General features: G+C 54.5%; 23 protein-coding genes, 4 tRNA genes, 2 rRNA genes and 1 pseudogene (1 of these 30 only partly in view). All 30 read left to right on the plus strand.

Annotation, left to right across the window (positions count from 1 at the left end):
• Positions 1-1,570, plus strand: a 23S ribosomal RNA gene (locus BLU01_RS15970); it begins 1,322 nt to the left of the window's first position.
• Positions 1,571-1,738: 168 nt separating this feature from the next.
• Positions 1,739-1,854: ribosomal RNA gene (rrf, locus tag BLU01_RS15975) — 5S ribosomal RNA — on the plus strand.
• 136 nt (positions 1,855-1,990) lie between these two features.
• Positions 1,991-2,950 carry a bifunctional biotin--[acetyl-CoA-carboxylase] ligase/biotin operon repressor BirA gene (gene birA / locus BLU01_RS15980; RefSeq protein WP_092277385.1) on the plus strand — a complete coding sequence of 320 codons (960 nt, stop codon included), beginning with the start codon at positions 1,991-1,993 and terminating at the stop codon, positions 2,948-2,950.
• A pseudogene (locus BLU01_RS15985) lies at positions 2,940-3,688 on the plus strand (pantothenate kinase). The gene birA and the pseudogene BLU01_RS15985 overlap by 11 nt, the downstream one beginning before the upstream one ends.
• Positions 3,689-3,695: 7 nt before the next feature.
• Positions 3,696-4,133 carry a hypothetical protein gene (locus tag BLU01_RS15990; protein WP_092277388.1) on the plus strand — a complete coding sequence of 146 codons (438 nt, stop codon included), beginning with the start codon at positions 3,696-3,698 and terminating at the stop codon, positions 4,131-4,133.
• A 142-nt stretch (positions 4,134-4,275) separates the two neighbouring features.
• A tRNA-Tyr gene (locus BLU01_RS15995) sits at positions 4,276-4,360 on the plus strand.
• Positions 4,361-4,384: 24 nt separating this feature from the next.
• Positions 4,385-4,458 (plus strand) — tRNA-Gly (locus tag BLU01_RS16000).
• Between the two features lie 26 nt (positions 4,459-4,484).
• A tRNA-Thr gene (locus BLU01_RS16005) sits at positions 4,485-4,560 on the plus strand.
• Positions 4,561-4,644: 84 nt separating this feature from the next.
• Entirely contained in the window at positions 4,645-5,838 is a 1,194-nt protein-coding gene (gene tuf, locus BLU01_RS16010) for an elongation factor Tu (protein ID WP_092277391.1), read from the plus strand.
• Positions 5,839-5,891: 53 nt separating this feature from the next.
• A tRNA-Trp gene (locus BLU01_RS16015) sits at positions 5,892-5,967 on the plus strand.
• 45 nt (positions 5,968-6,012) lie between these two features.
• Positions 6,013-6,381, plus strand: a complete 369-nt coding sequence (secE, locus tag BLU01_RS16020; protein WP_092277394.1) for a preprotein translocase subunit SecE — start codon at positions 6,013-6,015, stop codon at positions 6,379-6,381.
• A 9-nt stretch (positions 6,382-6,390) separates the two neighbouring features.
• Entirely contained in the window at positions 6,391-6,924 is a 534-nt protein-coding gene (nusG, locus tag BLU01_RS16025) for a transcription termination/antitermination protein NusG (RefSeq protein ID WP_054052239.1), read from the plus strand.
• A gap of 117 nt (positions 6,925-7,041) precedes the next feature.
• Complete coding sequence (gene rplK, locus BLU01_RS16030; protein ID WP_003210097.1) at positions 7,042-7,473, plus strand: 50S ribosomal protein L11; 432 nt, start codon at positions 7,042-7,044, stop codon at positions 7,471-7,473.
• Positions 7,473-8,168 (plus strand): 50S ribosomal protein L1, encoded by a 696-nt coding sequence (gene rplA, locus BLU01_RS16035; protein ID WP_028621538.1) that lies wholly within the window; start codon positions 7,473-7,475, stop codon positions 8,166-8,168. The genes rplK and rplA overlap by 1 nt, the downstream gene beginning before the upstream one ends.
• A gap of 198 nt (positions 8,169-8,366) precedes the next feature.
• The gene (rplJ, locus tag BLU01_RS16040; RefSeq protein WP_007896629.1) at positions 8,367-8,867 is read left to right on the plus strand and encodes a 50S ribosomal protein L10; all 501 of its coding nucleotides are present in this window, start codon (positions 8,367-8,369) and stop codon (positions 8,865-8,867) included.
• An 80-nt stretch (positions 8,868-8,947) separates the two neighbouring features.
• Entirely contained in the window at positions 8,948-9,313 is a 366-nt protein-coding gene (gene rplL / locus BLU01_RS16045; RefSeq protein ID WP_092277397.1) for a 50S ribosomal protein L7/L12, read from the plus strand.
• A gap of 220 nt (positions 9,314-9,533) precedes the next feature.
• A complete protein-coding gene (rpoB, locus tag BLU01_RS16050; protein ID WP_092277400.1) occupies positions 9,534-13,607 on the plus strand; it encodes a DNA-directed RNA polymerase subunit beta in 4,074 nt (1,357 codons plus the stop codon).
• Positions 13,608-13,671: 64 nt separating this feature from the next.
• Positions 13,672-17,871 carry a DNA-directed RNA polymerase subunit beta' gene (gene rpoC, locus BLU01_RS16055; protein WP_092277403.1) on the plus strand — a complete coding sequence of 1,400 codons (4,200 nt, stop codon included), beginning with the start codon at positions 13,672-13,674 and terminating at the stop codon, positions 17,869-17,871.
• Between the two features lie 216 nt (positions 17,872-18,087).
• Positions 18,088-18,459, plus strand: a complete 372-nt coding sequence (gene rpsL / locus BLU01_RS16060; RefSeq protein WP_002555494.1) for a 30S ribosomal protein S12 — start codon at positions 18,088-18,090, stop codon at positions 18,457-18,459.
• A gap of 118 nt (positions 18,460-18,577) precedes the next feature.
• Positions 18,578-19,048, plus strand: coding sequence for a 30S ribosomal protein S7 (gene rpsG, locus BLU01_RS16065; RefSeq protein WP_002555493.1), 471 nt, complete (start codon positions 18,578-18,580; stop codon positions 19,046-19,048).
• 30 nt (positions 19,049-19,078) lie between these two features.
• A complete protein-coding gene (gene fusA / locus BLU01_RS16070) occupies positions 19,079-21,184 on the plus strand; it encodes an elongation factor G (protein WP_092277406.1) in 2,106 nt (701 codons plus the stop codon).
• 31 nt (positions 21,185-21,215) lie between these two features.
• Positions 21,216-22,409, plus strand: a complete 1,194-nt coding sequence (tuf, locus tag BLU01_RS16075; protein WP_008145495.1) for an elongation factor Tu — start codon at positions 21,216-21,218, stop codon at positions 22,407-22,409.
• A 141-nt stretch (positions 22,410-22,550) separates the two neighbouring features.
• Positions 22,551-22,862 carry a 30S ribosomal protein S10 gene (rpsJ, locus tag BLU01_RS16080; protein WP_003186070.1) on the plus strand — a complete coding sequence of 104 codons (312 nt, stop codon included), beginning with the start codon at positions 22,551-22,553 and terminating at the stop codon, positions 22,860-22,862.
• 80 nt (positions 22,863-22,942) lie between these two features.
• Positions 22,943-23,578, plus strand: a complete 636-nt coding sequence (gene rplC, locus BLU01_RS16085) for a 50S ribosomal protein L3 (RefSeq protein WP_003186059.1) — start codon at positions 22,943-22,945, stop codon at positions 23,576-23,578.
• Positions 23,579-23,590: 12 nt separating this feature from the next.
• Positions 23,591-24,193: a 50S ribosomal protein L4 gene (gene rplD, locus BLU01_RS16090; protein ID WP_007896707.1), complete on the plus strand. Its 603-nt coding sequence runs from the start codon at positions 23,591-23,593 to the stop codon at positions 24,191-24,193.
• Positions 24,190-24,489: a 50S ribosomal protein L23 gene (gene rplW / locus BLU01_RS16095; protein WP_002555488.1), complete on the plus strand. Its 300-nt coding sequence runs from the start codon at positions 24,190-24,192 to the stop codon at positions 24,487-24,489. The genes rplD and rplW overlap by 4 nt, the downstream gene beginning before the upstream one ends.
• A 14-nt stretch (positions 24,490-24,503) precedes the next feature.
• Complete coding sequence (gene rplB, locus BLU01_RS16100; protein WP_003176423.1) at positions 24,504-25,328, plus strand: 50S ribosomal protein L2; 825 nt, start codon at positions 24,504-24,506, stop codon at positions 25,326-25,328.
• A 16-nt stretch (positions 25,329-25,344) separates the two neighbouring features.
• Positions 25,345-25,620, plus strand: coding sequence for a 30S ribosomal protein S19 (gene rpsS, locus BLU01_RS16105; protein WP_002555486.1), 276 nt, complete (start codon positions 25,345-25,347; stop codon positions 25,618-25,620).
• A gap of 13 nt (positions 25,621-25,633) precedes the next feature.
• A complete protein-coding gene (gene rplV / locus BLU01_RS16110; protein ID WP_003103908.1) occupies positions 25,634-25,966 on the plus strand; it encodes a 50S ribosomal protein L22 in 333 nt (110 codons plus the stop codon).
• 13 nt (positions 25,967-25,979) lie between these two features.
• Entirely contained in the window at positions 25,980-26,666 is a 687-nt protein-coding gene (rpsC, locus tag BLU01_RS16115; RefSeq protein WP_003176422.1) for a 30S ribosomal protein S3, read from the plus strand.
• Position 26,667 lies beyond the last annotated feature (1 nt).

The following is a 26,667-nucleotide window of genomic DNA, read 5'->3' on the forward strand; positions in this document are numbered from 1 at the left end:
CAGGGTTAGTCGGTCCCTAAGGCGAGGCTGAAAAGCGTAGTCGATGGAAAACAGGTTAATATTCCTGTACTTCTGGTTATTGCGATGGAGGGACGGAGAAGGCTAGGCCAGCTTGGCGTTGGTTGTCCAAGTTTAAGGTGGTAGGCTGGAATCTTAGGTAAATCCGGGATTCTAAGGCCGAGAGCTGATGACGAGTGTTCTTTTAGAACACGAAGTGGTTGATGCCATGCTTCCAAGAAAAGCTTCTAAGCTTCAGGTAACCAGGAACCGTACCCCAAACCGACACAGGTGGTTGGGTAGAGAATACCAAGGCGCTTGAGAGAACTCGGGTGAAGGAACTAGGCAAAATGGCACCGTAACTTCGGGAGAAGGTGCGCCGGTGAGGGTGAAGGACTTGCTCCGTAAGCTCATGCCGGTCGAAGATACCAGGCCGCTGCGACTGTTTATTAAAAACACAGCACTCTGCAAACACGAAAGTGGACGTATAGGGTGTGACGCCTGCCCGGTGCCGGAAGGTTAATTGATGGGGTTAGCTAACGCGAAGCTCTTGATCGAAGCCCCGGTAAACGGCGGCCGTAACTATAACGGTCCTAAGGTAGCGAAATTCCTTGTCGGGTAAGTTCCGACCTGCACGAATGGCGTAACGATGGCGGCGCTGTCTCCACCCGAGACTCAGTGAAATTGAAATCGCTGTGAAGATGCAGTGTATCCGCGGCTAGACGGAAAGACCCCGTGAACCTTTACTATAGCTTTGCACTGGACTTTGAATTTGCTTGTGTAGGATAGGTGGGAGGCTTTGAAGCGTGGACGCCAGTTCGCGTGGAGCCAACCTTGAAATACCACCCTGGCAACTTTGAGGTTCTAACTCAGGTCCGTTATCCGGATCGAGGACAGTGTATGGTGGGTAGTTTGACTGGGGCGGTCTCCTCCTAAAGAGTAACGGAGGAGTACGAAGGTGCGCTCAGACCGGTCGGAAATCGGTCGTAGAGTATAAAGGCAAAAGCGCGCTTGACTGCGAGACAGACACGTCGAGCAGGTACGAAAGTAGGTCTTAGTGATCCGGTGGTTCTGTATGGAAGGGCCATCGCTCAACGGATAAAAGGTACTCCGGGGATAACAGGCTGATACCGCCCAAGAGTTCATATCGACGGCGGTGTTTGGCACCTCGATGTCGGCTCATCACATCCTGGGGCTGAAGCCGGTCCCAAGGGTATGGCTGTTCGCCATTTAAAGTGGTACGCGAGCTGGGTTTAGAACGTCGTGAGACAGTTCGGTCCCTATCTGCCGTGGACGTTTGAGATTTGAGAGGGGCTGCTCCTAGTACGAGAGGACCGGAGTGGACGAACCTCTGGTGTTCCGGTTGTCACGCCAGTGGCATTGCCGGGTAGCTATGTTCGGAATAGATAACCGCTGAAAGCATCTAAGCGGGAAACTAGCCTCAAGATGAGATCTCACTGGGACCTTGAGTCCCCTGAAGGGCCGTCGAAGACTACGACGTTGATAGGTTGGGTGTGTAAGCGCTGTGAGGCGTTGAGCTAACCAATACTAATTGCCCGTGAGGCTTGACCATATAACACCCAAGCAATTTGACTACTCGAAAGAGCATCAGATTGCGGTGTGTGAAGACGCAATGAACCGAAAGTTCGACTGTGCACAAAGCCACACACAAATACCGAAGCTGTCACATACCCAATTTGCTGAAGCGCGGCCATCTGGCCACGATTTGGTACCCGAATTTCTTGACGACCATAGAGCTTTGGAACCACCTGATCCCATCCCGAACTCAGCAGTGAAACGATGCATCGCCGATGGTAGTGTGGGGTTTCCCCATGTGAGAGTAGGTCATCGTCAAGATTAAATTCCGAAACCCCTATCTGCGTATGCAGGTAGGGGTTTTGTTTTGCCCGAAGAAAAATCCGACCATCAGGGTTTCTATGCAACGGCTCGGGGCATGGCTATCATTCGGGCCTCATTGTGAGGCGAGACTTGCATGCTGACGTTGTTAAAACTTCTGAAGGATGGGCGATTCCATTCCGGTCAGGCCTTGGGCGCAGCTCTTGGCATCAGTCGTACTGCCGTATGGAAACAGCTACAGCACCTGGAAGCAGAGTTGGGTCTTTCCATTCATAAGGTGCGTGGCCGCGGATACCAATTAGCTGCACCGCTGACGCTGTTGGATCCTGGAGAAATCGATGCCAAGCCGCCTGCCAATAGCTGGCCTGTGCAGGTCTTTGATTCCATCGACTCCACCAATGCCGAAGCCTTGCGCGCAATCGAGCGAGGCCAGGCTGCGCCATTTCTCATACTTGCGGAAAGACAGACTGCTGGTCGTGGCAGGCGAGGTCGCAAATGGGTTAGCCCGTTTGCAGAAAACCTCTATTACAGTCTGGTACTTCGCATTGAGGGTGGGATGCGCCAGTTGGAAGGTCTGAGCCTTGTTGTCGGGCTAGCGGTAATGCAGGCGTTGCGCAACCAGGGTGTTTCAGGCGTGGGGCTCAAATGGCCTAACGATTTGCTTGTTGGTCAAAAGAAGATCGCAGGCATATTGCTGGAACTAGTCGGCGATCCGGCGGATGTGTGTCATGTGGTATTAGGTCTTGGGATCAATGTGAACATGCAGACCGCCGACGAGGTTGATCAGCAATGGACGTCCATGCGGCTTGAGTCCGGCAAGGTGTTTGATCGCAACCTTCTGGTAGCAGAGCTTGGTGTAGTCCTCCAGGCTTACTTGAAGCGCCATCAAAGCGAAGGATTTGCGGCTATCCATGCTGAGTGGGAGCAAAACCATTTGTGGCAGGGAAGGGCGGTTTCATTGATTGCCGGCGTCAATCGGATTGATGGGGTTGTTGCGGGTATCGACAGTCAGGGTGCTCTGCGCCTACAGGTGGACGGTGTGGAAAAAGTCTTTAGTGGTGGTGAGCTCAGCCTGAGGTTGCGTGATGATTCTTGAGCTTGACTGCGGAAACAGTTTTATCAAATGGCGCGTGCTGGGTGCTGATGTTCGGATCGTGGTCGCCGAAGGCGTTGTCGATTCGGATCTTGCGCTGCTGCAAGGTCTGAAGCAGCTTGATCGTCTGACTCTAAAGCGGTGTCGATTAGTCAGTGTCAGGACGGGGGATGAAACGAGTGCGTTGATTGCGCTTCTGACTGATGCTTTTGGAGTGTCGGTAACCTGTGCTGCTCCTGCTCGTGAAATGTCCGGCGTTCGTAACGGCTACGAAGATTATGAAAAACTCGGTCTTGATCGCTGGCTGGCGATGCTGGGCGGGTTCCATCTCGCTGGCGGTCCGTGCCTGGTGCTGGATTTCGGCACGGCTGTCACGGCTGACTTCATTGCAGCTGATGGAGAGCACATTGGCGGATTCATTTGCCCTGGAATGCCTTTGATGCGCAATCAGTTGCGCACTCACACTCGTCGCATTCGCTACGGCGATGTTGCCGCCGAGCGCGCTTTGGAAAGTCTTGTGCCGGGTCGAACAACCGTTGAGGCAGTCGAGCGAGGTTGTTCCTTGATGCTTCAAGGATTCGTCCTCACCCAGCTTCAGTTGGCGCACAGCTATTGGGGGATGGTTTCACGGTCTTCCTCACTGGTGGAGATGCAGACTTGGTCCGCGGAGTCGTGCCTGCCGCCAGAGTCGTTCCTGACCTAGTGTTTGTAGGTTTGGCCATGGCTTGTCCTTTGCCTTGAGGTTTTTATGCGTTGGTTGTTTCTGCTGTTGCTTGTTCTTAATGTGTTTTATTACATCTGGCATCAACAAGAGGCGCCGCTTCGTGCGAAAGACGTCACCCCTTTAAGTTTGTATCGAGGTTCTCAGCAGGATATTCGCTTGTTGAGTGAAACCAATGATGCCGTTCGAGGCAAAGAAAAGCCTCGGCAGGAAAGTGAGTGTCTATATATAGGTGGTTTTTCTCGCCAGGAAGCCATGCAAGCCGTAGAGCGTCGGTTGAGTGGCTTGCAGATCACTGTTCAGTCATTGCCGCGGGATTCGTTCGATTCCGCTGGATTCTGGGTTCGCGTGGTCCCTGAAAGCCGACGTTTGCTGGACGACTCGAAGCTGCAAAACCTTTCCAAAGAATTCAATGAGTTAAAACATAAAATAATGCCGTGCGAGGGGGTTGCACCCGCCGAATAGTTTGCATAGAATGGCGCCCGCTTCGCAGTGAAGACCTTTAGCGGTCAGCAGTGAGAAGCGAGGTCAACGCAGCTAACCTCAGGTTTTTAATGAGAAAATGCTTGACAGAAGGCTGGCATGATATAGAATGCCGGCTCGCTTAGGAGGGGTTCCCGAGCGGCCAAAGGGATCAGACTGTAAATCTGACGTCTACGACTTCGAAGGTTCGAATCCTTCCCCCTCCACCATTTTTAGCGAGAGCTGCAAGCTCCGCGGGTATAGTTTAGTGGTAGAACCTCAGCCTTCCAAGCTGATGATGCGGGTTCGATTCCCGCTACCCGCTCCAAGTTTGCAGGTCCTGCAAAGTGTTTTGCTCTTGTAGCTCAGTTGGTAGAGCACACCCTTGGTAAGGGTGAGGTCAGCGGTTCAAATCCGCTCAAGAGCTCCATATAACAAGGCAGATATGAAAATATCTGCCTTTGTTTTAATGGCTGATGTTACTTGCTCAATTCTTCTGCTGGGGGTTGTTTCGATGGCTAAGGAAAAGTTCGAACGTAATAAGCCGCACGTCAACGTAGGCACTATTGGTCACGTAGACCACGGTAAAACTACTTTGACCGCAGCCCTGACCCGCGTTTGCTCCGAAGTTTTCGGTTCCGCGAAGGTCGACTTCGACAAAATCGATAGCGCCCCAGAAGAAAAAGCACGTGGCATCACCATCAACACCGCTCACGTTGAGTACGATTCGGCAGTGCGTCACTACGCGCACGTTGATTGTCCAGGTCACGCTGACTACGTAAAAAACATGATCACCGGTGCTGCTCAAATGGATGGCGCAATCCTGGTTTGCTCGGCTGCTGACGGTCCGATGCCGCAAACCCGTGAGCACATTCTGCTCTCTCGCCAGGTTGGCGTTCCGTACATCGTTGTCTTCCTGAACAAGGCTGACATGGTTGATGATGCTGAGCTGCTCGAGTTGGTTGAGATGGAAGTGCGCGATCTGCTGAGCACTTACGATTTCCCAGGTGATGACACTCCGATCATCATTGGTTCGGCGCTGATGGCGTTGAATGGTCAAGACGACAACGAGATGGGCACCACTGCCGTCAAGAAGTTGGTCGAGACCCTGGATAGCTACATTCCGCAGCCTGAACGCGCTATTGATAAGCCGTTCCTGATGCCGATCGAGGATGTGTTCTCGATCTCCGGTCGCGGTACTGTTGTGACTGGTCGTGTTGAGCGTGGCATTGTCCGCATTCAGGAAGAAGTTGAGATTGTTGGTCTTCGTGACACTGTCAAAACTACTTGCACTGGTGTTGAGATGTTCCGCAAGCTGCTCGACGAAGGTCGTGCTGGCGAGAACTGCGGCGTATTGCTGCGCGGTACCAAGCGTGATGATGTTGAGCGTGGCCAGGTATTGGTCAAGCCGGGCACCGTCAAGCCGCATACCAAGTTCACTGCAGAGGTTTACGTTCTGAGCAAGGAGGAGGGTGGTCGTCATACGCCATTCTTCAAGGGCTACCGTCCACAGTTCTACTTCCGTACTACGGATGTGACCGGTAACTGCGAATTGCCAGAAGGCGTCGAAATGGTAATGCCAGGTGACAACATCCAGATGACTGTCACTCTGATCAAAACCATCGCGATGGAAGATGGGCTTCGTTTCGCTATCCGTGAAGGCGGTCGTACCGTCGGCGCAGGTGTCGTAGCTAAAGTCATCGAGTAAGTTGTTGTAATGTCTTTTTCGGGCCGGCATAATGGTCGGCCTGATTTTGTTTTAGGTCAGTAGCTCAATTGGCAGAGCGACGGTCTCCAAAACCGTAGGTTGGGGGTTCGATTCCCTCCTGACCTGCCAGATTCACTTGGTGTGTCTGGCTTTCTTTTCACAGGATCTTCATAGATGACTCCTAAAGCTGAAGCTCAAGGCTCTCGCTTCGATCTGCTCAAGTGGCTAGTAGTAGTCGCTTTGGTGGTTGTTGGCGTTGTTGGCAATCAGTATTACTCTGCATCGCCAATCCTGTACCGCGTACTAGCATTGCTCGCTCTTGCTGCTGCAGCTGCCTTTGTAGGCCTGCAAACAGTCAAGGGCAAGTCTTTCTTTGTACTGGTAAAGGAAGCTCGCACCGAGATTCGTAAAGTCGTATGGCCAACTCGCCAAGAAACCACGCAGACCACGTTGATCGTTGTGGCTGTTGTACTGGTTATGGCGTTGCTGTTGTGGGGGCTTGATTCCCTGCTCGGCTGGCTTGTTTCCTTGATTGTCGGCTAAGGGTGTCCCGTGGCTAAGCGTTGGTACGTTGTGCATGCTTACTCCGGTTACGAGAAGCATGTCATGCGCTCGTTGTTAGAGCGCGTAAAGCTGGCTGGCATGGAAGATGGCTTCGGCGAAATTCTGGTTCCCACTGAAGAAGTGGTTGAAATGCGTAATGGCCAGAAACGCAAAAGCGAGCGCAAGTTCTTCCCAGGTTATGTGCTGGTTCAGATGGACATGAACGAGGGTACTTGGCACTTGGTCAAGGATACTCCTCGGGTGATGGGCTTCATCGGCGGTACCGCTGATAAACCTGCACCGATCACAGATAAAGAGGCAGAAGCGATTCTGCGTCGTGTCGCTGATGGTAGTGACAAGCCGAAGCCGAAGACACTCTTCGAGCCAGGCGAGTCGGTACGCGTCAACGATGGGCCGTTTGCTGATTTCACCGGCACGGTTGAAGAAGTTAACTACGAAAAGAGCCGGATCCAAGTGGCGGTGCTCATTTTCGGTCGCTCTACTCCGGTAGAGCTAGAGTTCAGCCAGGTCGAAAAGGTCTAGCTGAGCAAGCATCCCAACCCCGCAGCCCTAGGCTGTGGGGTTTTGTCGTCACTGGGATAAACGCGCAAGTAACCGGGGAGCCTTTCGAGGCGTTCGAACCCGTAATTGGAGTGCCTCATGGCCAAGAAGATTACCGCTTACATCAAGCTGCAAGTGAAGGCCGCTCAGGCTAACCCAAGCCCACCTGTTGGTCCTGCTTTGGGTCAGCACGGCGTGAACATCATGGAATTCTGCAAGGCTTTCAACGCCCGTACTCAGGGTATTGAACCAGGTCTGCCGACTCCAGTGATCATCACTGTCTACAGCGACCGTAGCTTCACTTTCGAAACAAAATCCACACCTGCTTCGGTTCTGCTGAAGAAAGCTGCTGGTCTGACTAGCGGTTCCGCTCGTCCGAACACCGTTAAGGTTGGCACCGTGACCCGTGCTCAGCTGGAAGAAATCGCGAAAACCAAAAACGCGGATCTGACTGCAGCTGATATGGACGCAGCCGTGCGTACTATCGCCGGTTCTGCTCGTAGCATGGGCCTTAACGTGGAGGGTGTGTAATGGCTAAGTTGACCAAACGTCAAAAGGCTATCGCCGACAAAATCGAAGCTGGCAAGTCCTACAACTTTGTAGACGCTGCTGCTCTGTTGGCTGAGCTGTCGACTGTCAAGTTCAGCGAGTCCTTCGACGTTGCTGTAAACCTGGGCGTTGACCCGCGTAAATCTGATCAGGTCGTTCGTAGCGCTACTGTGCTGCCACACGGTACTGGCAAGACTGTTCGCGTTGCAGTGTTCACCCAGGGTCCAGCTGCTGAGGCCGCTCTGGCTGCCGGCGCTGACCGTGTAGGTATGGACGATCTGGCTGCCGAAATGAAAGGCGGCGACCTGAACTATGACGTAGTTATCGCATCCCCGGATGCAATGCGCGTTGTTGGTCAGTTGGGTCAGATCCTCGGTCCACGTGGCCTGATGCCTAACCCTAAAGTCGGCACCGTAACTCCAGACGTAGCTACCGCGGTTAAAAACGCCAAGGCTGGTCAGGTTCGTTATCGCACCGACAAAAACGGCATCATCCACACTTCCGTTGGCAAAGTCGGTTTCGACGCTGTCAAGCTGAAGGAAAACGTTGAAGCCCTGATCGCTGATCTGAAGCGTATCAAGCCAGCTTCCTCGAAAGGCATTTACGTCAAGCGCGTTACCCTGAGCACCACCATGGGTCCAGGTCTGGTCATCGACCAAGGCTCGCTCGACGCGTAAGACAAAGGTTGGCGCAAGTGATTGCGCCAATTGAAAGATTGGGGTCCCTGCCTGGCGGGGGCTATCCAAGACCGTAGGCGACGCAAGTCTTAAACCTCAAGCCTACGCAGATGGTGCTCCCGGTTCCTTACCGAATCAGACACCAAAACGACATCCGGCTTCGGTTGGATGAAACGGTAACAAGCAGGAGTTAAACCCGTGGCAATTAAACTCGAAGACAAGAAGGCCATCGTCGCTGAAGTCAACGAGGCTGCCAATGTTGCCCTGTCTGCTGTTGTGGCTGATGCCCGCGGCGTGACAGTTGGCGCTATGACCGGACTCCGTAAAGAGGCTCGTGAAGCTGGCGTTTACGTACGTGTTGTACGTAACACCCTGCTCAAGCGCGCCGTTGCTGGCACTCAATATGACGTGCTCAACGACGTGTTCACTGGCCCGACCTTGATTGCATTCTCCAAAGAACATCCGGGCGCTGCTGCTCGTATCTTCAAAGAGTTCGCAAAAGGTCAGGATAAGTTCGAGATCAAGGCAGCTGCGTTCGAGGGCAAGTTCCTCGCAGCTAATCAGATCGACGTACTGGCAAGTCTGCCGACCCGTGACGAAGCAATTTCTCAGCTGATGAGCGTGATTCAAGGCGCAACCAGCAAATTGGCTCGTACTCTGGCGGCCCTTCGCGACCAGAAAGAAGCTGCCGCAGCCTAAGGCTGAGCAACTCCTTTCAGCGTTTATTGTTTATTTCGATGGCCGCGTAGGCTGTCACCCCAATACAGGAATTTATAGTCATGTCTCTGACTAACGACCAAATCATCGAAGCAATCGGCGAAAAATCCGTTCTGGAAATCGTTGAGCTGATCAAGGCTATGGAAGAGAAGTTCGGCGTTTCCGCTGCCGCTGCTTCCGCTGGTCCAGCTGCTGTTGCTGCCGTTGCTGAAGAGCAAACTGAATTCAACGTCATGCTGCTGGAAGCTGGCGAGAAGAAAGTTAACGTGATCAAGGCAGTACGTGAACTGACCGGTCTGGGCTTGAAAGAAGCCAAGGCTGTAGTTGACGGCGCTCCTGGCGTGGTTCTGGAAGCTGTATCGAAAGACGCAGCTGACAAAGCCAAAGCCACTCTGGAAGAAGCAGGCGCTAAAGTCGAGCTGAAGTAAGCATCGACTTTGCGTCTCCAGCCCGAGCGTTAAGCGAAAGGCTGATGGCTGGTGGCTCTTGCCACCGGCCTTTTTCCGTTATTGGCAGCCGACTGGGTCGGTGCTGATAACGAGCTGTAACCACCCGATGCGGTGGAGCAAACCATGGGGTTTGCACGATTTTCTGGCTGCTCCCGTCGGGAGGGGCCAAACAAGCAGGTGACCAAGCTGGGGAACGCTGATGGCTTACTCATATACTGAGAAAAAACGTATCCGCAAGGACTTTAGCAAGTTGCCGGACGTCATGGATGTGCCGTACCTCCTGGCCATCCAGCTGGATTCGTATCGTGAATTCTTGCAAGCGGGAGCGACTAAAGATCAGTTCCGCGACGTGGGCCTGCATGCGGCCTTCAAATCCGTTTTCCCGATCATCAGCTACTCCGGCAATGCTGCGCTGGAGTACGTCGGTTATCGCCTGGGCGAACCGGCATTTGATGTCAAAGAATGCGTATTGCGCGGTGTAACTTACGCCGTACCTTTGCGGGTAAAAGTGCGCCTGATCATTTTCGACAAAGAATCGTCGAACAAAGCGATCAAGGACATCAAAGAGCAAGAAGTCTACATGGGTGAAATCCCCCTGATGACTGAGAACGGTACCTTCGTAATCAACGGTACCGAGCGTGTAATCGTTTCCCAGCTGCACCGTTCCCCGGGCGTGTTCTTCGACCACGACCGTGGCAAGACGCACAGCTCCGGTAAACTGCTGTACTCCGCGCGCATCATTCCTTACCGCGGTTCGTGGTTGGACTTCGAGTTCGACCCGAAAGACTGCGTGTTCGTGCGTATCGACCGTCGTCGCAAGCTGCCGGCATCCGTGCTGCTGCGCGCACTCGGCTATACCACCGAAGAAGTGCTGGACGCGTTCTACACCACCAACGTTTTCCACCTGAGCGGCGAAACCCTCAGTCTGGAACTGATTGCTTCGCGTCTGCGTGGTGAAATCGCTGTTCTTGATATTCAGGACGAGAAAGGCAAGGTCATCGTTGAAGCGGGTCGTCGTATTACTGCGCGCCACATCAACCAGATCGAAAAAGCCGGTCTCAAGACCCTGGAAGTGCCTCTGGACTACGTCCTGGGTCGCACTACCGCCAAGGCCATCGTGCATCCGGCAACCGGCGAAATCCTGGCAGAGTGCAACACCGAGCTGAACACCGAGATCCTGGCAAAAATTGCCAAGGCTCAGGTTGTTCGCATCGAAACTCTGTACACCAACGATATCGACTGCGGACCGTTCGTCTCCGACACTCTGAAGATCGACTCCACCAGCAACCAATTGGAAGCGCTGGTCGAGATCTATCGCATGATGCGTCCAGGCGAGCCGCCAACCAAAGACGCTGCCGAGACTCTGTTCAACAACCTGTTCTTCAGCCCTGAGCGCTATGACCTGTCTGCGGTCGGCCGGATGAAGTTCAACCGTCGTATCGGTCGTACCGAGATCGAAGGTTCGGGCGTGTTGTGCAAGGAAGACATCGTCGCGGTACTGAAGACTCTGGTCGACATCCGTAACGGTAAAGGCATCGTCGATGACATCGACCACCTGGGTAACCGTCGTGTTCGCTGCGTAGGCGAAATGGCCGAGAACCAGTTCCGCGTTGGCCTGGTACGTGTTGAGCGTGCGGTCAAAGAGCGTCTGTCGATGGCTGAAAGCGAAGGCCTGATGCCGCAAGACCTGATCAACGCCAAGCCAGTGGCTGCGGCGGTGAAAGAGTTCTTCGGTTCCAGCCAGCTTTCCCAGTTCATGGACCAGAACAACCCGCTGTCCGAGATCACCCACAAGCGTCGTGTGTCTGCACTCGGCCCTGGCGGTTTGACTCGTGAGCGTGCTGGCTTTGAAGTTCGTGACGTACACCCGACTCACTACGGTCGTGTATGCCCGATTGAAACGCCGGAAGGTCCGAACATCGGCCTGATCAACTCCCTGGCCGCTTATGCGCGCACCAACCAGTACGGCTTCCTCGAGAGCCCGTACCGTGTGGTGAAAGACGCTCTGGTCACCGACGAGATCGTGTTCCTGTCCGCCATCGAAGAAGCTGATCACGTGATCGCTCAGGCTTCGGCCACGATGAACGACAAGAAAATGCTGGTCGACGAACTGGTAGCTGTTCGTCACTTGAACGAGTTCACCGTCAAGGCGCCGGAAGACGTCACCCTGATGGACGTTTCGCCGAAGCAGGTTGTTTCTGTTGCAGCGTCGCTGATCCCGTTCCTCGAGCACGATGACGCCAACCGTGCGTTGATGGGTTCGAACATGCAGCGTCAAGCTGTACCAACCCTGCGCGCTGACAAGCCGCTGGTCGGTACCGGCATGGAGCGTAACGTAGCTCGTGACTCCGGCGTTTGCGTCGTGGCTCGTCGTGGCGGCGTTATCGATTCCGTCGACGCCAGCCGTATCGTGGTTCGTGTTGCTGATGATGAAGTTGAGACCGGTGAAGCTGGTGTCGACATCTACAACCTGACCAAATACACCCGCTCCAACCAGAACACCTGCATCAACCAGCGTCCGCTGGTGCGTAAAGGTGATCGGGTTCAGCGTAGCGACATCATGGCTGACGGCCCGTCCACCGACATGGGTGAACTGGCGCTGGGTCAGAACATGCGCATCGCGTTCATGGCCTGGAACGGTTACAACTTCGAAGACTCCATCTGCCTGTCGGAACGAGTTGTTCAAGAAGATCGCTTTACCACGATCCACATTCAGGAACTGACCTGTGTGGCACGTGACACCAAGCTTGGGCCAGAGGAAATCACTGCAGACATCCCGAACGTGGGTGAAGCTGCACTGAACAAGCTGGACGAAGCCGGTATCGTTTACGTAGGTGCTGAAGTTGGCGCAGGCGACATTCTGGTCGGTAAGGTCACTCCGAAAGGCGAGACCCAACTGACTCCAGAAGAGAAGCTGTTGCGTGCCATCTTCGGTGAAAAAGCCAGCGACGTTAAAGACACCTCCCTGCGCGTGCCTACCGGCACCAAGGGTACCGTCATCGACGTACAGGTCTTCACCCGCGACGGCGTTGAGCGTGATGCTCGTGCACTGTCGATCGAGAAGACTCAACTCGACGAGATCCGCAAGGACCTGAACGAAGAGTTCCGTATCGTTGAAGGCGCAACTTTCGAACGTCTGCGTTCCGCTCTCGTAGGCCACAAGGCTGAAGGCGGCGCCGGCCTGAAGAAAGGTCAGGACATCACCGACGAAGTTCTCGACGGTCTTGAGCATGGTCAGTGGTTCAAACTGCGCATGGCTGAAGATGCTCTGAACGAGCAGCTCGAGAAGGCTCAGGCCTACATCGTTGATCGCCGCCGTCTGCTGGACGACAAGTTCGAAGACAAGAAGCGCAAACTGCAGCAGGGCGATGACCTGGCTCCAGGCGTGCTGAAAATCGTCAAGGTTTACCTGGCAATCCGTCGCCGCATCCAGCCGGGCGACAAGATGGCCGGTCGTCACGGTAACAAAGGTGTGGTCTCCGTGATCATGCCGGTTGAAGACATGCCGCACGATGCCAATGGCACCCCGGTCGACGTCGTCCTCAACCCGTTGGGCGTACCTTCGCGTATGAACGTTGGTCAGATCCTTGAAACCCACCTCGGCCTCGCGGCCAAAGGTCTGGGCGAGAAGATCAACCGGATGATCGAAGAGCAGCGCAAAGTCGCCGAGCTTCGTAAATTCCTCGACGAGATCTACAACCAGATCGGCGGTCGTAACGAAGATCTGGATAGCTTCTCCGACCAGGAAATCCTGGATCTGGCGAAGAACCTGCGTGGCGGCGTTCCAATGGCCACTCCAGTGTTCGACGGTGCCAAGGAAAGCGAAATCAAGGCCATGCTGAAACTGGCTGACCTGCCAGAAAGCGGCCAGATGCAGCTGACCGACGGCCGTACCGGCAACAAGTTCGAGCGCCCGGTTACTGTTGGCTACATGTACATGCTGAAGCTGAACCACTTGGTAGACGACAAGATGCACGCTCGTTCTACCGGTTCGTACAGCCTGGTTACCCAGCAGCCGCTGGGTGGTAAGGCACAGTTCGGTGGTCAGCGTTTCGGGGAGATGGAGGTCTGGGCACTGGAAGCATACGGTGCTGCTTACACTCTGCAAGAAATGCTCACAGTGAAGTCGGACGATGTGAACGGCCGTACCAAGATGTACAAAAACATCGTGGACGGCGATCACCGTATGGAGCCGGGCATGCCCGAGTCTTTCAACGTGTTGATCAAGGAAATTCGTTCCCTCGGCATCGATATCGATCTGGAAACCGAATAACACGTGACGCGAATCGAGAGCGGGGCTGGATTGCCCGCTCTCTGCTCCGCCAGGAGGAAAGGCCTTGAAAGACCTACTGAATTTGCTGAAAAACCAGGGTCAAGTCGAAGAGTTCGACGCCATCCGTATTGGATTGGCATCGCCTGAGATGATCCGTTCGTGGTCGTTCGGTGAAGTTAAAAAGCCGGAAACGATCAACTACCGTACGTTCAAACCAGAACGTGACGGCCTGTTCTGCGCCAAGATCTTTGGCCCGGTAAAGGATTACGAGTGCCTGTGCGGTAAGTACAAGCGCTTGAAGCACCGTGGTGTGATCTGCGAGAAGTGTGGCGTTGAAGTCGCACTGGCCAAAGTTCGTCGTGAGCGCATGGCGCACATCGAACTGGCTTCGCCGGTTGCTCACATCTGGTTCCTGAAATCGCTGCCGTCGCGTATCGGTTTGCTGATGGACATGACCCTGCGTGATATCGAACGCGTTCTCTACTTCGAGAGCTACGTCGTTATCGACCCAGGCATGACCACCCTTGAAAAAGGTCAGCTGCTGAACGACGAGCAGTACTTCGAAGCGCTGGAAGAGTTTGGCGACGATTTCGATGCCCGCATGGGTGCCGAAGCTGTCCGCGAACTGCTGCACGCTATCGACCTGGAACACGAGATTGGCCGTCTGCGCGAAGAAATTCCGCAAACCAACTCCGAAACCAAAATCAAGAAGCTGTCCAAGCGTCTGAAGTTGATGGAAGCCTTTCAGGGTTCCGGCAACCTTCCAGAATGGATGGTGCTGACCGTTCTGCCGGTTCTGCCGCCAGATCTGCGTCCACTGGTCCCGCTGGATGGCGGTCGCTTCGCGACTTCCGACCTCAACGATCTGTATCGTCGAGTGATCAACCGTAACAACCGCTTGAAGCGCCTGCTTGATCTGTCCGCTCCGGACATCATCGTGCGCAACGAAAAGCGTATGTTGCAGGAAGCTGTCGATGCACTGCTCGATAACGGTCGTCGTGGCCGCGCTATCACCGGTTCGAACAAGCGTCCTCTGAAATCCCTGGCTGACATGATCAAGGGTAAACAAGGTCGTTTCCGTCAGAACTTGCTCGGTAAGCGTGTTGACTACTCCGGTCGTTCGGTAATTACCGTAGGTCCGACCCTGCGTCTGCACCAGTGCGGTCTGCCGAAGAAGATGGCTCTCGAGCTGTTCAAGCCGTTCATTTTCGGCAAGCTGGAAATGCGTGGTCTCGCGACCACCATCAAAGCTGCCAAGAAAATGGTCGAGCGCGAACTGCCAGAGGTTTGGGACGTTCTCGCTGAAGTGATCCGTGAACACCCGGTTCTCCTCAACCGTGCACCGACCCTTCACCGTCTGGGCATTCAGGCGTTTGAACCGGTACTGATCGAAGGCAAGGCTATCCAGCTGCACCCTCTGGTCTGTGCTGCGTACAACGCCGACTTCGACGGCGACCAAATGGCCGTGCACGTACCGCTGACACTGGAAGCCCAGTTGGAAGCGCGTGCGTTGATGATGTCGACCAACAACATTCTGTCGCCAGCCAACGGTGAGCCAATCATCGTTCCGTCGCAGGACGTTGTATTGGGTCTGTACTACATGACTCGTGAAGCGATCAACGCCAAGGGCGAAGGTCGTGTGTTCGCGGATCTGCAAGAAGTTGACCGTGTGTTCCGTGCTGGCGAAGCCGCACTGCACGCTAAAGTCAAAGTGCGGATCCACGAAACCGTTAACGATCGTGATGGTGGCAGCGTCAAGAACACTCGTATCGTCGACACCACTGTCGGCCGTGCGCTGTTGTTCCAGGTTGTTCCACCTGGCCTGTCGTACGACGTCGTCAACCAGCCGATGAAGAAAAAGGCGATCTCCAAGCTGATCAACCAGTGCTACCGCGTGGTTGGTTTGAAAGAGACCGTGATCTTCGCTGACCAGTTGATGTACACCGGTTTCGCCTATTCGACCATTTCCGGCGTTTCCATCGGCGTTAACGACTTCGTTATCCCGGATGAAAAAGCCCGCATCATCAATGCTGCTACTGATGAAGTGAAAGAGATCGAAAGTCAGTACGCCTCCGGCCTGGTAACCCAGGGCGAGAAGTACAACAAAGTGATCGACCTTTGGTCCAAGGCGAACGACGAAGTTTCCAAGGCGATGATGGCCAATCTCTCGAAAGAGAAAGTCATCGACCGTCATGGCGTCGAAGTCGATCAAGAGTCCTTCAACTCGATGTACATGATGGCCGACTCGGGCGCACGGGGTTCTGCTGCGCAGATCCGTCAGCTCGCCGGTATGCGTGGCCTGATGGCCAAGCCGGACGGTTCCATCATCGAAACGCCGATTACTGCGAACTTCCGTGAAGGTTTGAGCGTACTTCAGTACTTCATCTCTACTCACGGTGCTCGTAAAGGTTTGGCGGATACCGCGTTGAAAACTGCGAACTCCGGTTACCTGACTCGTCGTCTGGTAGACGTGGCGCAGGATCTGGTTGTGACCGAGATCGATTGCGGCACCGAGCACGGCCTGGTAATGACTCCGCACATTGAAGGCGGTGACGTTGTTGAGCCACTGGGTGAGCGCGTATTGGGTCGAGTTATTGCCCGTGACGTGTTCAAGCCAGGTACCGAAGAAATCATCGTTCCTGCCGGCACATTGGTAGACGAGAAGTGGGTCGAGTTCATCGAGCTGAACAGCATCGACGAAGTGATCGTGCGTTCGCCGATCAGCTGCGAAACCCGCTACGGCATCTGCGCCAAGTGCTACGGCCGTGACTTGGCTCGTGGTCACCAGGTGAACATCGGTGAAGCGGTCGGCGTTATCGCTGCCCAGTCCATCGGTGAGCCGGGTACCCAGCTGACCATGCGTACGTTCCACATCGGTGGTGCGGCAAGCCGGACCTCCGCAGCTGACAGCGTTCAGGTGAAGAATGGCGGTACTGTCCGTCTGCACAACCTGAAACACGTTGAGCGAGTGGATGGTTGCCTGGTTGCTGTGTCCCGTTCCGGTGAGCTGGCAATCGCTGATGACTTCGGTCGTGAGCGCGAGCGTTACAAGCTGCCGTACGGTGCTGTGATTTCGGTTAAAGAAGGTGACAAGGTCGACGCTGGCGCAATCGTGGCCAAGTGGGATCCGCACACTCACCCAATCGTTACCGAAATGAAAGGTACCGTGACCTACGTGGGCATGGAAGAAGGCATCACGATCAAGCGTCAGACTGACGAATTGACCGGTATGACCAACATTGAAGTACTCGACGCGAAAGACCGTCCAGCTGCCGGTAAAGACATCCGTCCTGCCGTGAAGATGGTTGGTGTCGATGGCAAGGATCTGCTGCTGCCAGGTACCGACGTACCGGCTCAGTACTTCCTGCCGGCTAACGCCCTGGTCGGTGTAGCGGATGGTGTGCAGGTTGCGATCGGTGATGTTATCGCCCGTATCCCGCAAGAAACTTCGAAAACCCGTGACATCACCGGTGGTCTGCCGCGTGTTGCCGACTTGTTCGAAGCCCGTCGTCCGAAAGAAGCCTCGATTCTGGCTGAAGTCAGCGGCACCATCGCGTTCGGTAAAGAGACCAAAGGCAAGCGCCGTCTGGTCATTACCCCGAACGACGGTAGCGATCCGTACGAAGAGCTGATTCCGAAGTGGCGTCACCTGAACGTCTTCGAAGGCGAACAGGTAAACCGCGGCGAAGTTATCTCCGACGGCCCGAGCGATCCACACGACATCCTGCGTCTGCTGGGTGTGAGTGCGCTGGCCAAGTACATCGTGAACGAGATCCAGGACGTTTATCGTCTGCAAGGCGTGAAGATCAACGATAAGCACATCGAGACCATCCTGCGTCAGATGCTGCGTAAAGTTGAAATCGCTGAATCCGGCGATTCCACTTTCATCAAGGGCGACCAGATGGAATTGACTCACGTTCTGGTAGAGAACGAGCGTCTGGCGGGCGACGAGAAGTTCGTTTCCAAGTTCACTCGCGTGCTGTTGGGTATTACCAAGGCGTCGTTGTCCACCGAATCGTTCATCTCGGCGGCTTCCTTCCAGGAAACCACCCGTGTACTGACCGAAGCGGCGGTAACCGGCAAGCGCGATTACCTGCGCGGCCTGAAAGAAAACGTAGTCGTGGGTCGTCTGATCCCGGCCGGTACCGGTCTGGCTTACCACAGCGAGCGTAAGCGCCGCCGTGATGCTGACAAACCGTTGCGCGTTAGCGCCAGTGAAGTGGAAGCTGCACTGACCGAAGCACTGAACTCGAGCGGTAACTGAGTTCTGCGGTAAATGAGCGTGGGGCCCCGGTCTAGCCGTTCATCGAATCGAGACAATTTGTCGAGGTTGGATGAGCGGGGAGGTCGGGGCCTTGCCTTGACTGGGGACAAGATCCTCTTTAGACTCTTGTACCCCTAAATTTGGCGGGAATTCGTTCCTGCCATTTTGCTTTTCTTGCAAGACAATAGCGTCGCAAGACAACAGTGGAGCTAGTAGATGGCAACTATCAACCAGCTGGTACGTCAGCCGCGTAAGCGTATCGTCGAGAAATCCGACGTACCTGCGCTGCAGAACTGCCCGCAACGTCGTGGCGTATGCACCCGTGTGTATACCACCACGCCGAAAAAACCTAACTCGGCACTGCGTAAAGTATGCCGTGTGCGTCTGACCAACGGTTTCGAGGTTTCCTCGTACATCGGCGGTGAAGGCCACAACCTGCAAGAGCACAGCGTGGTACTGATCCGCGGCGGTCGTGTAAAAGACTTGCCAGGTGTTCGTTACCACACCGTGCGCGGTTCTTTGGATACTTCCGGCGTTAAAGGTCGTAACCAGGGTCGTTCGAAGTACGGTACCAAGAAGCCTAAGTAGTAGCGGCTTTTTGTAAGAACTGATTTTCTATTTTTCTGAGTCGATAAGAGTAAGGTCGGAGGCGTCCCGAAAGGGCACCGATTCCGAGCGAACCTGAAGACCGTTTGAGGGCTTATCCATGCCAAGAAGACGCGTAGCAGCCAAGCGCGAAGTGCTTGACGATCCAAAATACGGAAGCCAAATTCTGGCCAAGTTCATGAACCACGTTATGGAAAGCGGCAAGAAAGCCGTTGCCGAGCGTATCGTTTATGGCGCGCTGGAAAAGGTTAAAGAACGCAAGAACAGCGACCCCCTGGAAATCTTCGAGAAAGCTCTCGACGCCATCGCTCCGCTGGTCGAAGTAAAGTCGCGCCGTGTAGGCGGTGCTACTTACCAGGTTCCGGTCGAAGTTCGTCCGTCCCGTCGTAACGCCCTGGCAATGCGCTGGTTGGTAGACTTCGCCCGCAAGCGCGGCGAGAAGTCTATGGCTCTGCGTTTGGCTGGCGAACTGTTGGACGCTGCTGAAGGTAAAGGTGCTGCTGTTAAGAAGCGTGAAGACGTGCACCGTATGGCCGAAGCCAACAAAGCTTTCTCGCACTACCGCTTCTAATTTCAGCTTCACTAATTTTGCGAGGGCTTTATGGCTCGTACTACTCCGATTAGTCGCTACCGTAACATCGGTATCGTCGCTCACGTGGATGCTGGTAAAACCACCACCACCGAGCGCGTCCTTTTTTACACTGGCAAAAGTCACAAGATGGGCGAGGTGCATGACGGCGCCGCGACCACAGACTGGATGGTTCAGGAGCAGGAGCGTGGTATTACCATTACTTCTGCTGCTATTACCGCCTTCTGGCAGGGTTCCGAGAAGCAGCACAAAGACCAATACCGCTTCAACGTAATCGATACCCCGGGCCACGTTGACTTCACTATTGAAGTTGAACGTTCCCTGCGTGTACTCGACGGCGCGGTCGTTGTGTTCTGTGGTACTTCGGGCGTTGAGCCTCAGTCGGAAACCGTATGGCGTCAAGCCAACAAATACGGCGTTCCACGTCTTGTTTACGTAAACAAGATGGACCGTGCTGGTGCGAACTTCCTGCGCGTGATCGGTCAGATCAAACAGCGTCTGGGTCACACCCCGGTGCCAATCCAGTTGGCTATCGGTTCCGAAGACAACTTCCAGGGTCAGATCGATCTGATGGCTATGGAAGCTGTTTACTGGAACGATTCCGACAAAGGTATGGTTCCAGTTCGTAAGCCTATCCCTGCTGAACTGCAGGAGCTGGCTGACGAGTGGCGCGGCAACATGGTTGAGGCTGCGGCCGAAGCCAGCGAAGAGCTGATGAACAAGTACCTCGAAGGTGAAGAACTCACCAACGCGGAAATCAAGGCCGCTCTGCGTCAGCGTACTATCGCTGGTGAGATCGTCTTGGCTGTTTGCGGTTCTTCCTTCAAGAACAAGGGCGTTCCCCTGGTTCTCGACGCCGTTATCGATTACCTGCCTGCTCCAACTGATATTCCTGCCATCAAGGGTACTGACCCGGATGACGAGGAAAAGCAGATGGAGCGTCATGCAAACGATGACGAGCCGTTCTCGGCTCTGGCGTTCAAGATCGCTACCGACCCATTCGTGGGTACCTTGACCTTCGTCCGCGTTTACTCGGGCGTGTTGAACTCCGGCGACGGCGTGATCAACTCGGTTAAAGGCAAGAAAGAGCGCGTGGGTCGTATGGTGCAAATGCACGCAAACGCCCGTGAAGAAATCAAGGAAGTACGCGCTGGTGACATCGCGGCCTTGATCGGCATGAAGGACGTCACCACTGGCGAAACCTTGTGCAGCGCTGACAAGCCAATCATCCTGGTTCGTATGGACTTCCCGGAGCCGGTTATTTCGGTTGCCGTTGAGCCTAAGACCAAGGATGACCAGGAAAAAATGGGTATCGCACTGGGCAAACTTGCTCAGGAAGATCCATCTTTCCGCGTCAAGACTGATGAAGAGACTGGTCAAACGATCATCTCCGGCATGGGCGAGCTTCACCTGGACATCCTGGTTGACCGGATGCGCCGTGAGTTCAACGTCGAAGCCAACATCGGCAAGCCTCAGGTTTCGTATCGTGAGCGCATCACGAAGAACTGTGAAATCGAAGGCAAGTTCGTTCGCCAGTCCGGCGGTCGTGGTCAGTTCGGCCACTGCTGGATCCGTTTTGCTCCTGCTGACGAAGGTCAGGAAGGTCTGCAATTCGTGAACGAAGTAGTGGGTGGTGTGGTTCCTAAGGAATACATCCCGGCTATCCAGAAGGGTATCGAAGAGCAGATGAAGAACGGCGTTGTTGCCGGCTATCCGCTGATCGGCCTGAAGGCTACTGTGTTTGATGGTTCCTACCACGACGTCGACTCCAACGAGATGGCGTTTAAGGTGGCTGCTTCCATGGCTACCAAGCAACTGGCCCAGAAGGGCGGTGGTGAGTTGCTTGAACCAATCATGGCAGTAGAGGTTGTTACACCTGAAGACTATATGGGTGACGTGATGGGCGACCTTAACCGTCGTCGCGGCATGATCCTGGGTATGGAAGACACGGTTTCCGGCAAAGTAATTCGTGCCGAGGTTCCGCTGGGTGAGATGTTCGGTTATGCGACCGACGTCCGTTCCATGTCCCAAGGTCGCGCAAGCTACTCTATGGAATTCAAAAAATACAATACGGCTCCGTCGCACATCGTCGAAACCGTTACCAAAAAACAAGGCTGATTCAGCCCCTTTAGGCTAGGAGTTAATTGTCGTGGCTAAAGAAAAATTTGACCGTACCCTCCCGCACGTCAACGTTGGCACCATTGGTCACGTTGACCACGGTAAAACCACGCTGACCGCTGCTCTGACTCGCGTCTGCTCCGAAGTTTTCGGTTCGGCTGTTGTTGCTTTCGATAAAATCGACAGCGCTCCAGAAGAAAAGGCTCGTGGTATCACCATCAACACCGCACACGTTGAATACAACTCGTTGATCCGTCACTACGCTCACGTTGACTGCCCAGGTCACGCTGACTATGTGAAGAACATGATCACCGGTGCTGCTCAAATGGACGGCGCTATCCTGGTTTGTTCGGCCGCTGATGGTCCGATGCCACAAACCCGTGAGCACATCCTGCTGTCCCGTCAGGTTGGCGTTCCGTACATCGTTGTCTTCCTGAACAAGGCTGACATGGTTGACGACGCTGAGCTGCTGGAACTGGTTGAGATGGAAGTGCGCGATCTGCTGAGCACTTACGACTTCCCAGGTGACGACACTCCGATCATCATCGGTTCGGCTCTGATGGCTCTGAACGGCCAAGACGACAACGAAATGGGCACCACTGCCGTTCGTAAACTGGTTGAGACTCTGGACAGCTACATCCCAGATCCAGTCCGTGTTATCGACAAGCCGTTCCTGATGCCAATCGAAGACGTATTCTCGATCTCCGGTCGCGGTACTGTTGTAACTGGCCGTATCGAGCGCGGTATCGTCAAGGTTCAGGATCCACTGGAAATCGTTGGTCTGCGTGACACTACCGTCACCACCTGCACCGGTGTTGAAATGTTCCGTAAGCTGCTCGACGAAGGTCGTGCTGGCGAGAACTGCGGCGTGCTGCTGCGCGGCACCAAGCGTGACGACGTTGAGCGTGGCCAGGTTCTGGTCAAGCCGGGTTCGGTTAAGCCGCACACTACCTTCGAAGCCGAAGTGTACGTGTTGAGCAAAGAAGAAGGCGGTCGTCACACTCCGTTCTTCAAAGGCTACCGTCCACAGTTCTACTTCCGGACCACTGACGTGACCGGTAACTGCGAACTGCCGGAAGGCGTTGAAATGGTAATGCCAGGCGACAACATCAAAATGGTTGTCACCCTGATCAAAACCATCGCAATGGAAGATGGTCTGCGTTTCGCTATTCGTGAAGGCGGTCGTACCGTCGGCGCTGGCGTCGTAGCCAAAATCATCGCTTAATAAGTGATGACTTGAAAAAGCCCCCGCCTAGCGGGGGCTTTTTTATTGGGTTGACACTGTAGTAGCCCGTCTATAGAATTGCGCCTCCTTTTAACGGGCGTATTGCGCTCGCTGGGAATAGCAGCCGGAGTCTGAAATCCAATGCAAAATCAGCAAATCCGTATCAGGTTGAAGGCTTTTGACCATCGCCTGATCGACCAATCCACCCAGGAAATCGTGGAAACCGCGAAACGTACTGGTGCTCAAGTGCGTGGTCCTATTCCACTGCCTACCCGCAAAGAGCGGTTCACCGTTCTGGTCTCCCCGCACGTCAACAAAGACGCGCGTGACCAGTACGAGATCCGTACTCACAAGCGCGTTCTGGACATCGTCCAGCCAACGGATAAAACCGTTGACGCTCTTATGAAGCTCGACCTTGCGGCCGGTGTGGAAGTACAGATCAGCCTCGGCTAAGACTCGGTCTTAGTCGTGTAACGCTCTGAAATGGGCGGCCATAGCGGGTGAAAGCCCCGTACACTCATGAGGTTTACAACATGACTATTGGTGTAGTCGGTCGTAAATGCGGTATGACCCGTATTTTCACCGAAGAAGGTGTCTCCATTCCGGTCACGGTCATTGAGATCGAACCGAATCGCGTCACCCAGTTCAAAACTGAAGAGACCGATGGCTATCGTGCAGTGCAAGTCACTGTAGGTGAGCGTCGTGCTTCGCGTGTTACAGCTGCTCAAGCTGGCCACTTCGCTAAAGCGAACGTTGCCGCTGGTCGTACCGTAATGGAATTCCGTCTTGAAGAAGGCGAGTACCAGGCCGGCGATCTGATCAACGCTGAAATCTTCGCCGCTGGTCAACTGGTTGATGTAACCGGTCAGTCCAAGGGTAAAGGCTTCCAGGGTACGATCAAGCGTTGGAACTTCCGCGGGCAAGATAATACGCACGGTAACTCCGTGTCCCACCGCGTTCCAGGCTCTATCGGCCAGTGCCAGACTCCTGGTCGTGTATTCAAGGGCAAAAAAATGTCCGGTCATATGGGCGCTGAGCGCGTGACCGTGCAGTCCCTCGAAGTAGTGCGCGTGGACGCTGAACGCAATCTGTTGTTGGTCAAGGGTGCTGTTCCTGGCGCTACTGGCGGCAACTTGGTTGTACGTCCAGCAGCCAAGGCTCGCGGTTAAGGGGAAGCTGACATGCAATTAAATGTAAATGACGCTCAAGCGATCGAAGTTTCCGAACTGACATTTGGCGGCGAATTCAACGAGACGCTCGTTCACCAAGCAGTCGTGGCCTACATGGCCGGCGGCCGTCAAGGTAGCAAGCAGCAAAAGACCCGTTCCGACGTTCGTGGTGGCGGTAAGCGCCCTTGGCGTCAGAAAGGTACTGGCCGTGCTCGTGCCGGTACTATCCGTAGCCCAATCTGGCGTGGCGGCGGTACCACTTTCGCAGCTCGTCCTCAGGATCACACCCAGAAGCTGAACAAGAAGATGTATCGCGCAGCAATGCGTTCCATCCTTGCTGAGCTGGTGCGTACTGATCGTCTGGTTGTGGTTCAGGACTTCGCTGTTGATGCACCGAAGACCAAAGATCTGCTGAACAAACTGACCGGCATGGGCCTGACTGACGTCTTGATCGTGTCCGAAGTTGTTGATCAGAACCTGTACCTGGCTGCTCGTAACCTGCCACACGTTGATGTACGTGACGTGCAAGGTTCCGATCCAGTTAGTCTGATCGCATACGACAAGGTGTTGATCACCGTGTCGGCCGTGAAGAAATTCGAGGAGCTGCTGGGATGAACCAGGAACGCGTATTTAAAGTTCTGCTTGGCCCGCACGTTTCCGAAAAGGCTACGGTTCTGGCTGACAAGAAAGGCCAGTTCGTTTTCAAGGTTGCAACTGACGCAACCAAGCTGGAAATCAAGAAGGCCGTCGAAAGCCTGTTCAGCGTGAAAGTAGAGCGTGTTACTACCCTGAATGTTTTGGGTAAAAGCAAGCGCACTGCTCGCGGTCTGGGCAAGCGTAATGACTGGAAGAAGGCAGTTATCTCCCTTCAGCCAGGCCAAGATCTCGATTTCAGCAGCAGTGCTGAGTAAGGAAGGGGTGCATCATGGCAATCGTTAAATGCAAACCGACTTCCCCTGGCCGCCGTTTTGTGGTCAAGGTGGTCAACCAGGAGCTGCATAAAGGCGCTCCTCACGCACCGCTGCTCGAGAAAAAATCGAAGACTGGTGGTCGTAACAACAATGGTCGCATTACCACTCGTCACATCGGTGGTGGCCATAAGCAGCATTATCGTCTGGTCGATTTCCGTCGCAACGACAAAGATGGCATCTCTGCCACTGTCGAGCGTATTGAATACGATCCAAACCGTACTGCTCACATTGCTCTGCTGCTGTACGCAGATGGCGAACGCCGCTACATCATCGCCCCTAAAGGCGTGAGTGCTGGCGACCAGCTGATCGCAGGTGCTTTGGCACCGATCAAGCCGGGCAACGCTCTTCAACTGCGTAACATTCCAGTTGGTAGCACCGTACACGGCATCGAATTGAAGCCAGGTAAAGGCGCGCAAATCGCTCGTTCCGCTGGTGCTTCGGCTCAGCTGATCGCTCGTGAAGGTGTCTACGTGACCCTGCGTCTGCGTTCTGGTGAGATGCGTAAAGTGCTGGCTGAATGCCGCGCGACCCTGGGTGAAGTCTCGAACTCCGAGCACAGCCTGCGTTCGCTGGGTAAGGCTGGTGCCAAACGCTGGCGTGGCGTTCGCCCAACCGTTCGTGGTGTTGCCATGAACCCGGTTGACCACCCACATGGTGGTGGTGAAGGTCGTACCTCTGGTGGTCGTCATCCGGTATCGCCATGGGGCTTCCCGACTAAGGGCGCGAAGACTCGTGGTAATAAGCGTACCGACAAAATGATCGTCCGTCGTCGCAAGTAAATAGAGGGATACGACAGTGCCACGTTCTCTGAAAAAAGGTCCTTTTATTGATCTTCACCTACTGAAGAAGATCGAAGTGGCGGCGGAAAAGAACGATCGCAAACCGGTGAAAACCTGGTCGCGTCGTTCGATGATCCTGCCACAAATGGTCGGTTTGACCATTGCAGTGCATAACGGTCGTCAACATGTTCCAGTTCTCGTGAACGAAGACATGGTCGGCCACAAACTAGGCGAGTTTGCCGGTACCCGCACATATCGTGGGCACGTGGCAGACAAGAAAGCCAAGCGTTAAGGGGTAAGGAACGATGGAAGTAGCCGCTAAGTTGTCGGGCGCTCGAATCTCCGCCCAGAAAGCCCGCTTGGTCGCCGACCAGATCCGCGGGAAGAAGGTGGGCGAAGCGCTCAACCTGTTGGCTTTCAGCAGTAAGAAAGCCGCCGAGATCATGAAGAAAGTGCTGGAGTCGGCCGTAGCCAACGCCGAGCATAACGAAGGCGCAGACGTTGATGACCTTAAAGTCAGCACCGTTTTCGTCAACGAAGGGCGTTCGCTGAAGCGAATCATGCCACGTGCCAAAGGCCGTGCTGATCGCATCGTCAAGCGGTCTTGCCATATCACTGTCAAGGTTGCTGACAAGTAACGGAGTCGAAGAGATGGGTCAGAAAGTACATCCCATTGGCATTCGCCTGGGAATCGTCAAGGAGCACACCTCCGTCTGGTACGCAGACGGTCGGACTTATGCGGACTATTTGTTCGCTGATCTGAAGGTGCGTGAGTATCTCCAAGACAAACTAAAAAGCGCGTCCGTAAGCCGTATCGATATCCATCGTCCGGCTCAAACTGCACGTATCACCATCCACACCGCTCGTCCAGGTATCGTTATCGGGAAGAAAGGTGAAGATGTTGAGAAACTGCGTCAGGACCTGACCAAGCAAATGGGTGTGCCTGTGCACATCAATATCGAAGAAATCCGCAAGCCGGAACTCGACGGTATGTTGGTTGCGCAGAGCGTAGCTCAGCAGCTGGAGCGCCGCGTAATGTTCCGTCGCGCTATGAAGCGCGCTGTACAGAACGCCATGCGCATTGGTGCCAAAGGCATCAAAATCCAAGTGAGCGGTCGTCTCGGCGGTGCTGAAATCGCACGTACTGAATGGTATCGCGAAGGTCGTGTGCCACTGCACACCCTGCGTGCCGACATCGACTATGCCAACTACGAAGCTCACACCACTTATGGTGTGATCGGTGTAAAGGTTTGGATCTTCAAGGGCGAAGTAATTGGTGGTCGCCAAGAAGAACTGAAACCACAAGCACCAGCGCCTCGTAAAAAAGCTGCTAAGTAAG

This window comes from Pseudomonas prosekii (genome assembly GCF_900105155.1).
Lineage (GTDB): Bacteria > Pseudomonadota > Gammaproteobacteria > Pseudomonadales > Pseudomonadaceae > Aquipseudomonas > Aquipseudomonas prosekii.

Coding starts and splice junctions, on each gene's coding strand:
- rpsC (WP_003176422.1), top strand. CDS start 25,980: ATGGGTCAGAAAGTACATCCCATTGGCATTCGCCTGGGAATCGTCAAG.
- rplA (WP_028621538.1), top strand. CDS start 7,473: ATGGCTAAGTTGACCAAACGTCAAAAGGCTATCGCCGACAAAATCGAA.
- rplV (WP_003103908.1), top strand. CDS start 25,634: ATGGAAGTAGCCGCTAAGTTGTCGGGCGCTCGAATCTCCGCCCAGAAA.
- rplD (WP_007896707.1), top strand. CDS start 23,591: ATGCAATTAAATGTAAATGACGCTCAAGCGATCGAAGTTTCCGAACTG.
- rpsL (WP_002555494.1), top strand. CDS start 18,088: ATGGCAACTATCAACCAGCTGGTACGTCAGCCGCGTAAGCGTATCGTC.
- rpsG (WP_002555493.1), top strand. CDS start 18,578: ATGCCAAGAAGACGCGTAGCAGCCAAGCGCGAAGTGCTTGACGATCCA.
- rplC (WP_003186059.1), top strand. CDS start 22,943: ATGACTATTGGTGTAGTCGGTCGTAAATGCGGTATGACCCGTATTTTC.
- BLU01_RS15990 (WP_092277388.1), top strand. CDS start 3,696: ATGCGTTGGTTGTTTCTGCTGTTGCTTGTTCTTAATGTGTTTTATTAC.
- rplB (WP_003176423.1), top strand. CDS start 24,504: ATGGCAATCGTTAAATGCAAACCGACTTCCCCTGGCCGCCGTTTTGTG.
- tuf (WP_092277391.1), top strand. CDS start 4,645: ATGGCTAAGGAAAAGTTCGAACGTAATAAGCCGCACGTCAACGTAGGC.
- rpoB (WP_092277400.1), top strand. CDS start 9,534: ATGGCTTACTCATATACTGAGAAAAAACGTATCCGCAAGGACTTTAGC.
- rpsJ (WP_003186070.1), top strand. CDS start 22,551: ATGCAAAATCAGCAAATCCGTATCAGGTTGAAGGCTTTTGACCATCGC.
- fusA (WP_092277406.1), top strand. CDS start 19,079: ATGGCTCGTACTACTCCGATTAGTCGCTACCGTAACATCGGTATCGTC.
- secE (WP_092277394.1), top strand. CDS start 6,013: ATGACTCCTAAAGCTGAAGCTCAAGGCTCTCGCTTCGATCTGCTCAAG.
- rplW (WP_002555488.1), top strand. CDS start 24,190: ATGAACCAGGAACGCGTATTTAAAGTTCTGCTTGGCCCGCACGTTTCC.
- rplL (WP_092277397.1), top strand. CDS start 8,948: ATGTCTCTGACTAACGACCAAATCATCGAAGCAATCGGCGAAAAATCC.
- rplK (WP_003210097.1), top strand. CDS start 7,042: ATGGCCAAGAAGATTACCGCTTACATCAAGCTGCAAGTGAAGGCCGCT.
- birA (WP_092277385.1), top strand. CDS start 1,991: ATGCTGACGTTGTTAAAACTTCTGAAGGATGGGCGATTCCATTCCGGT.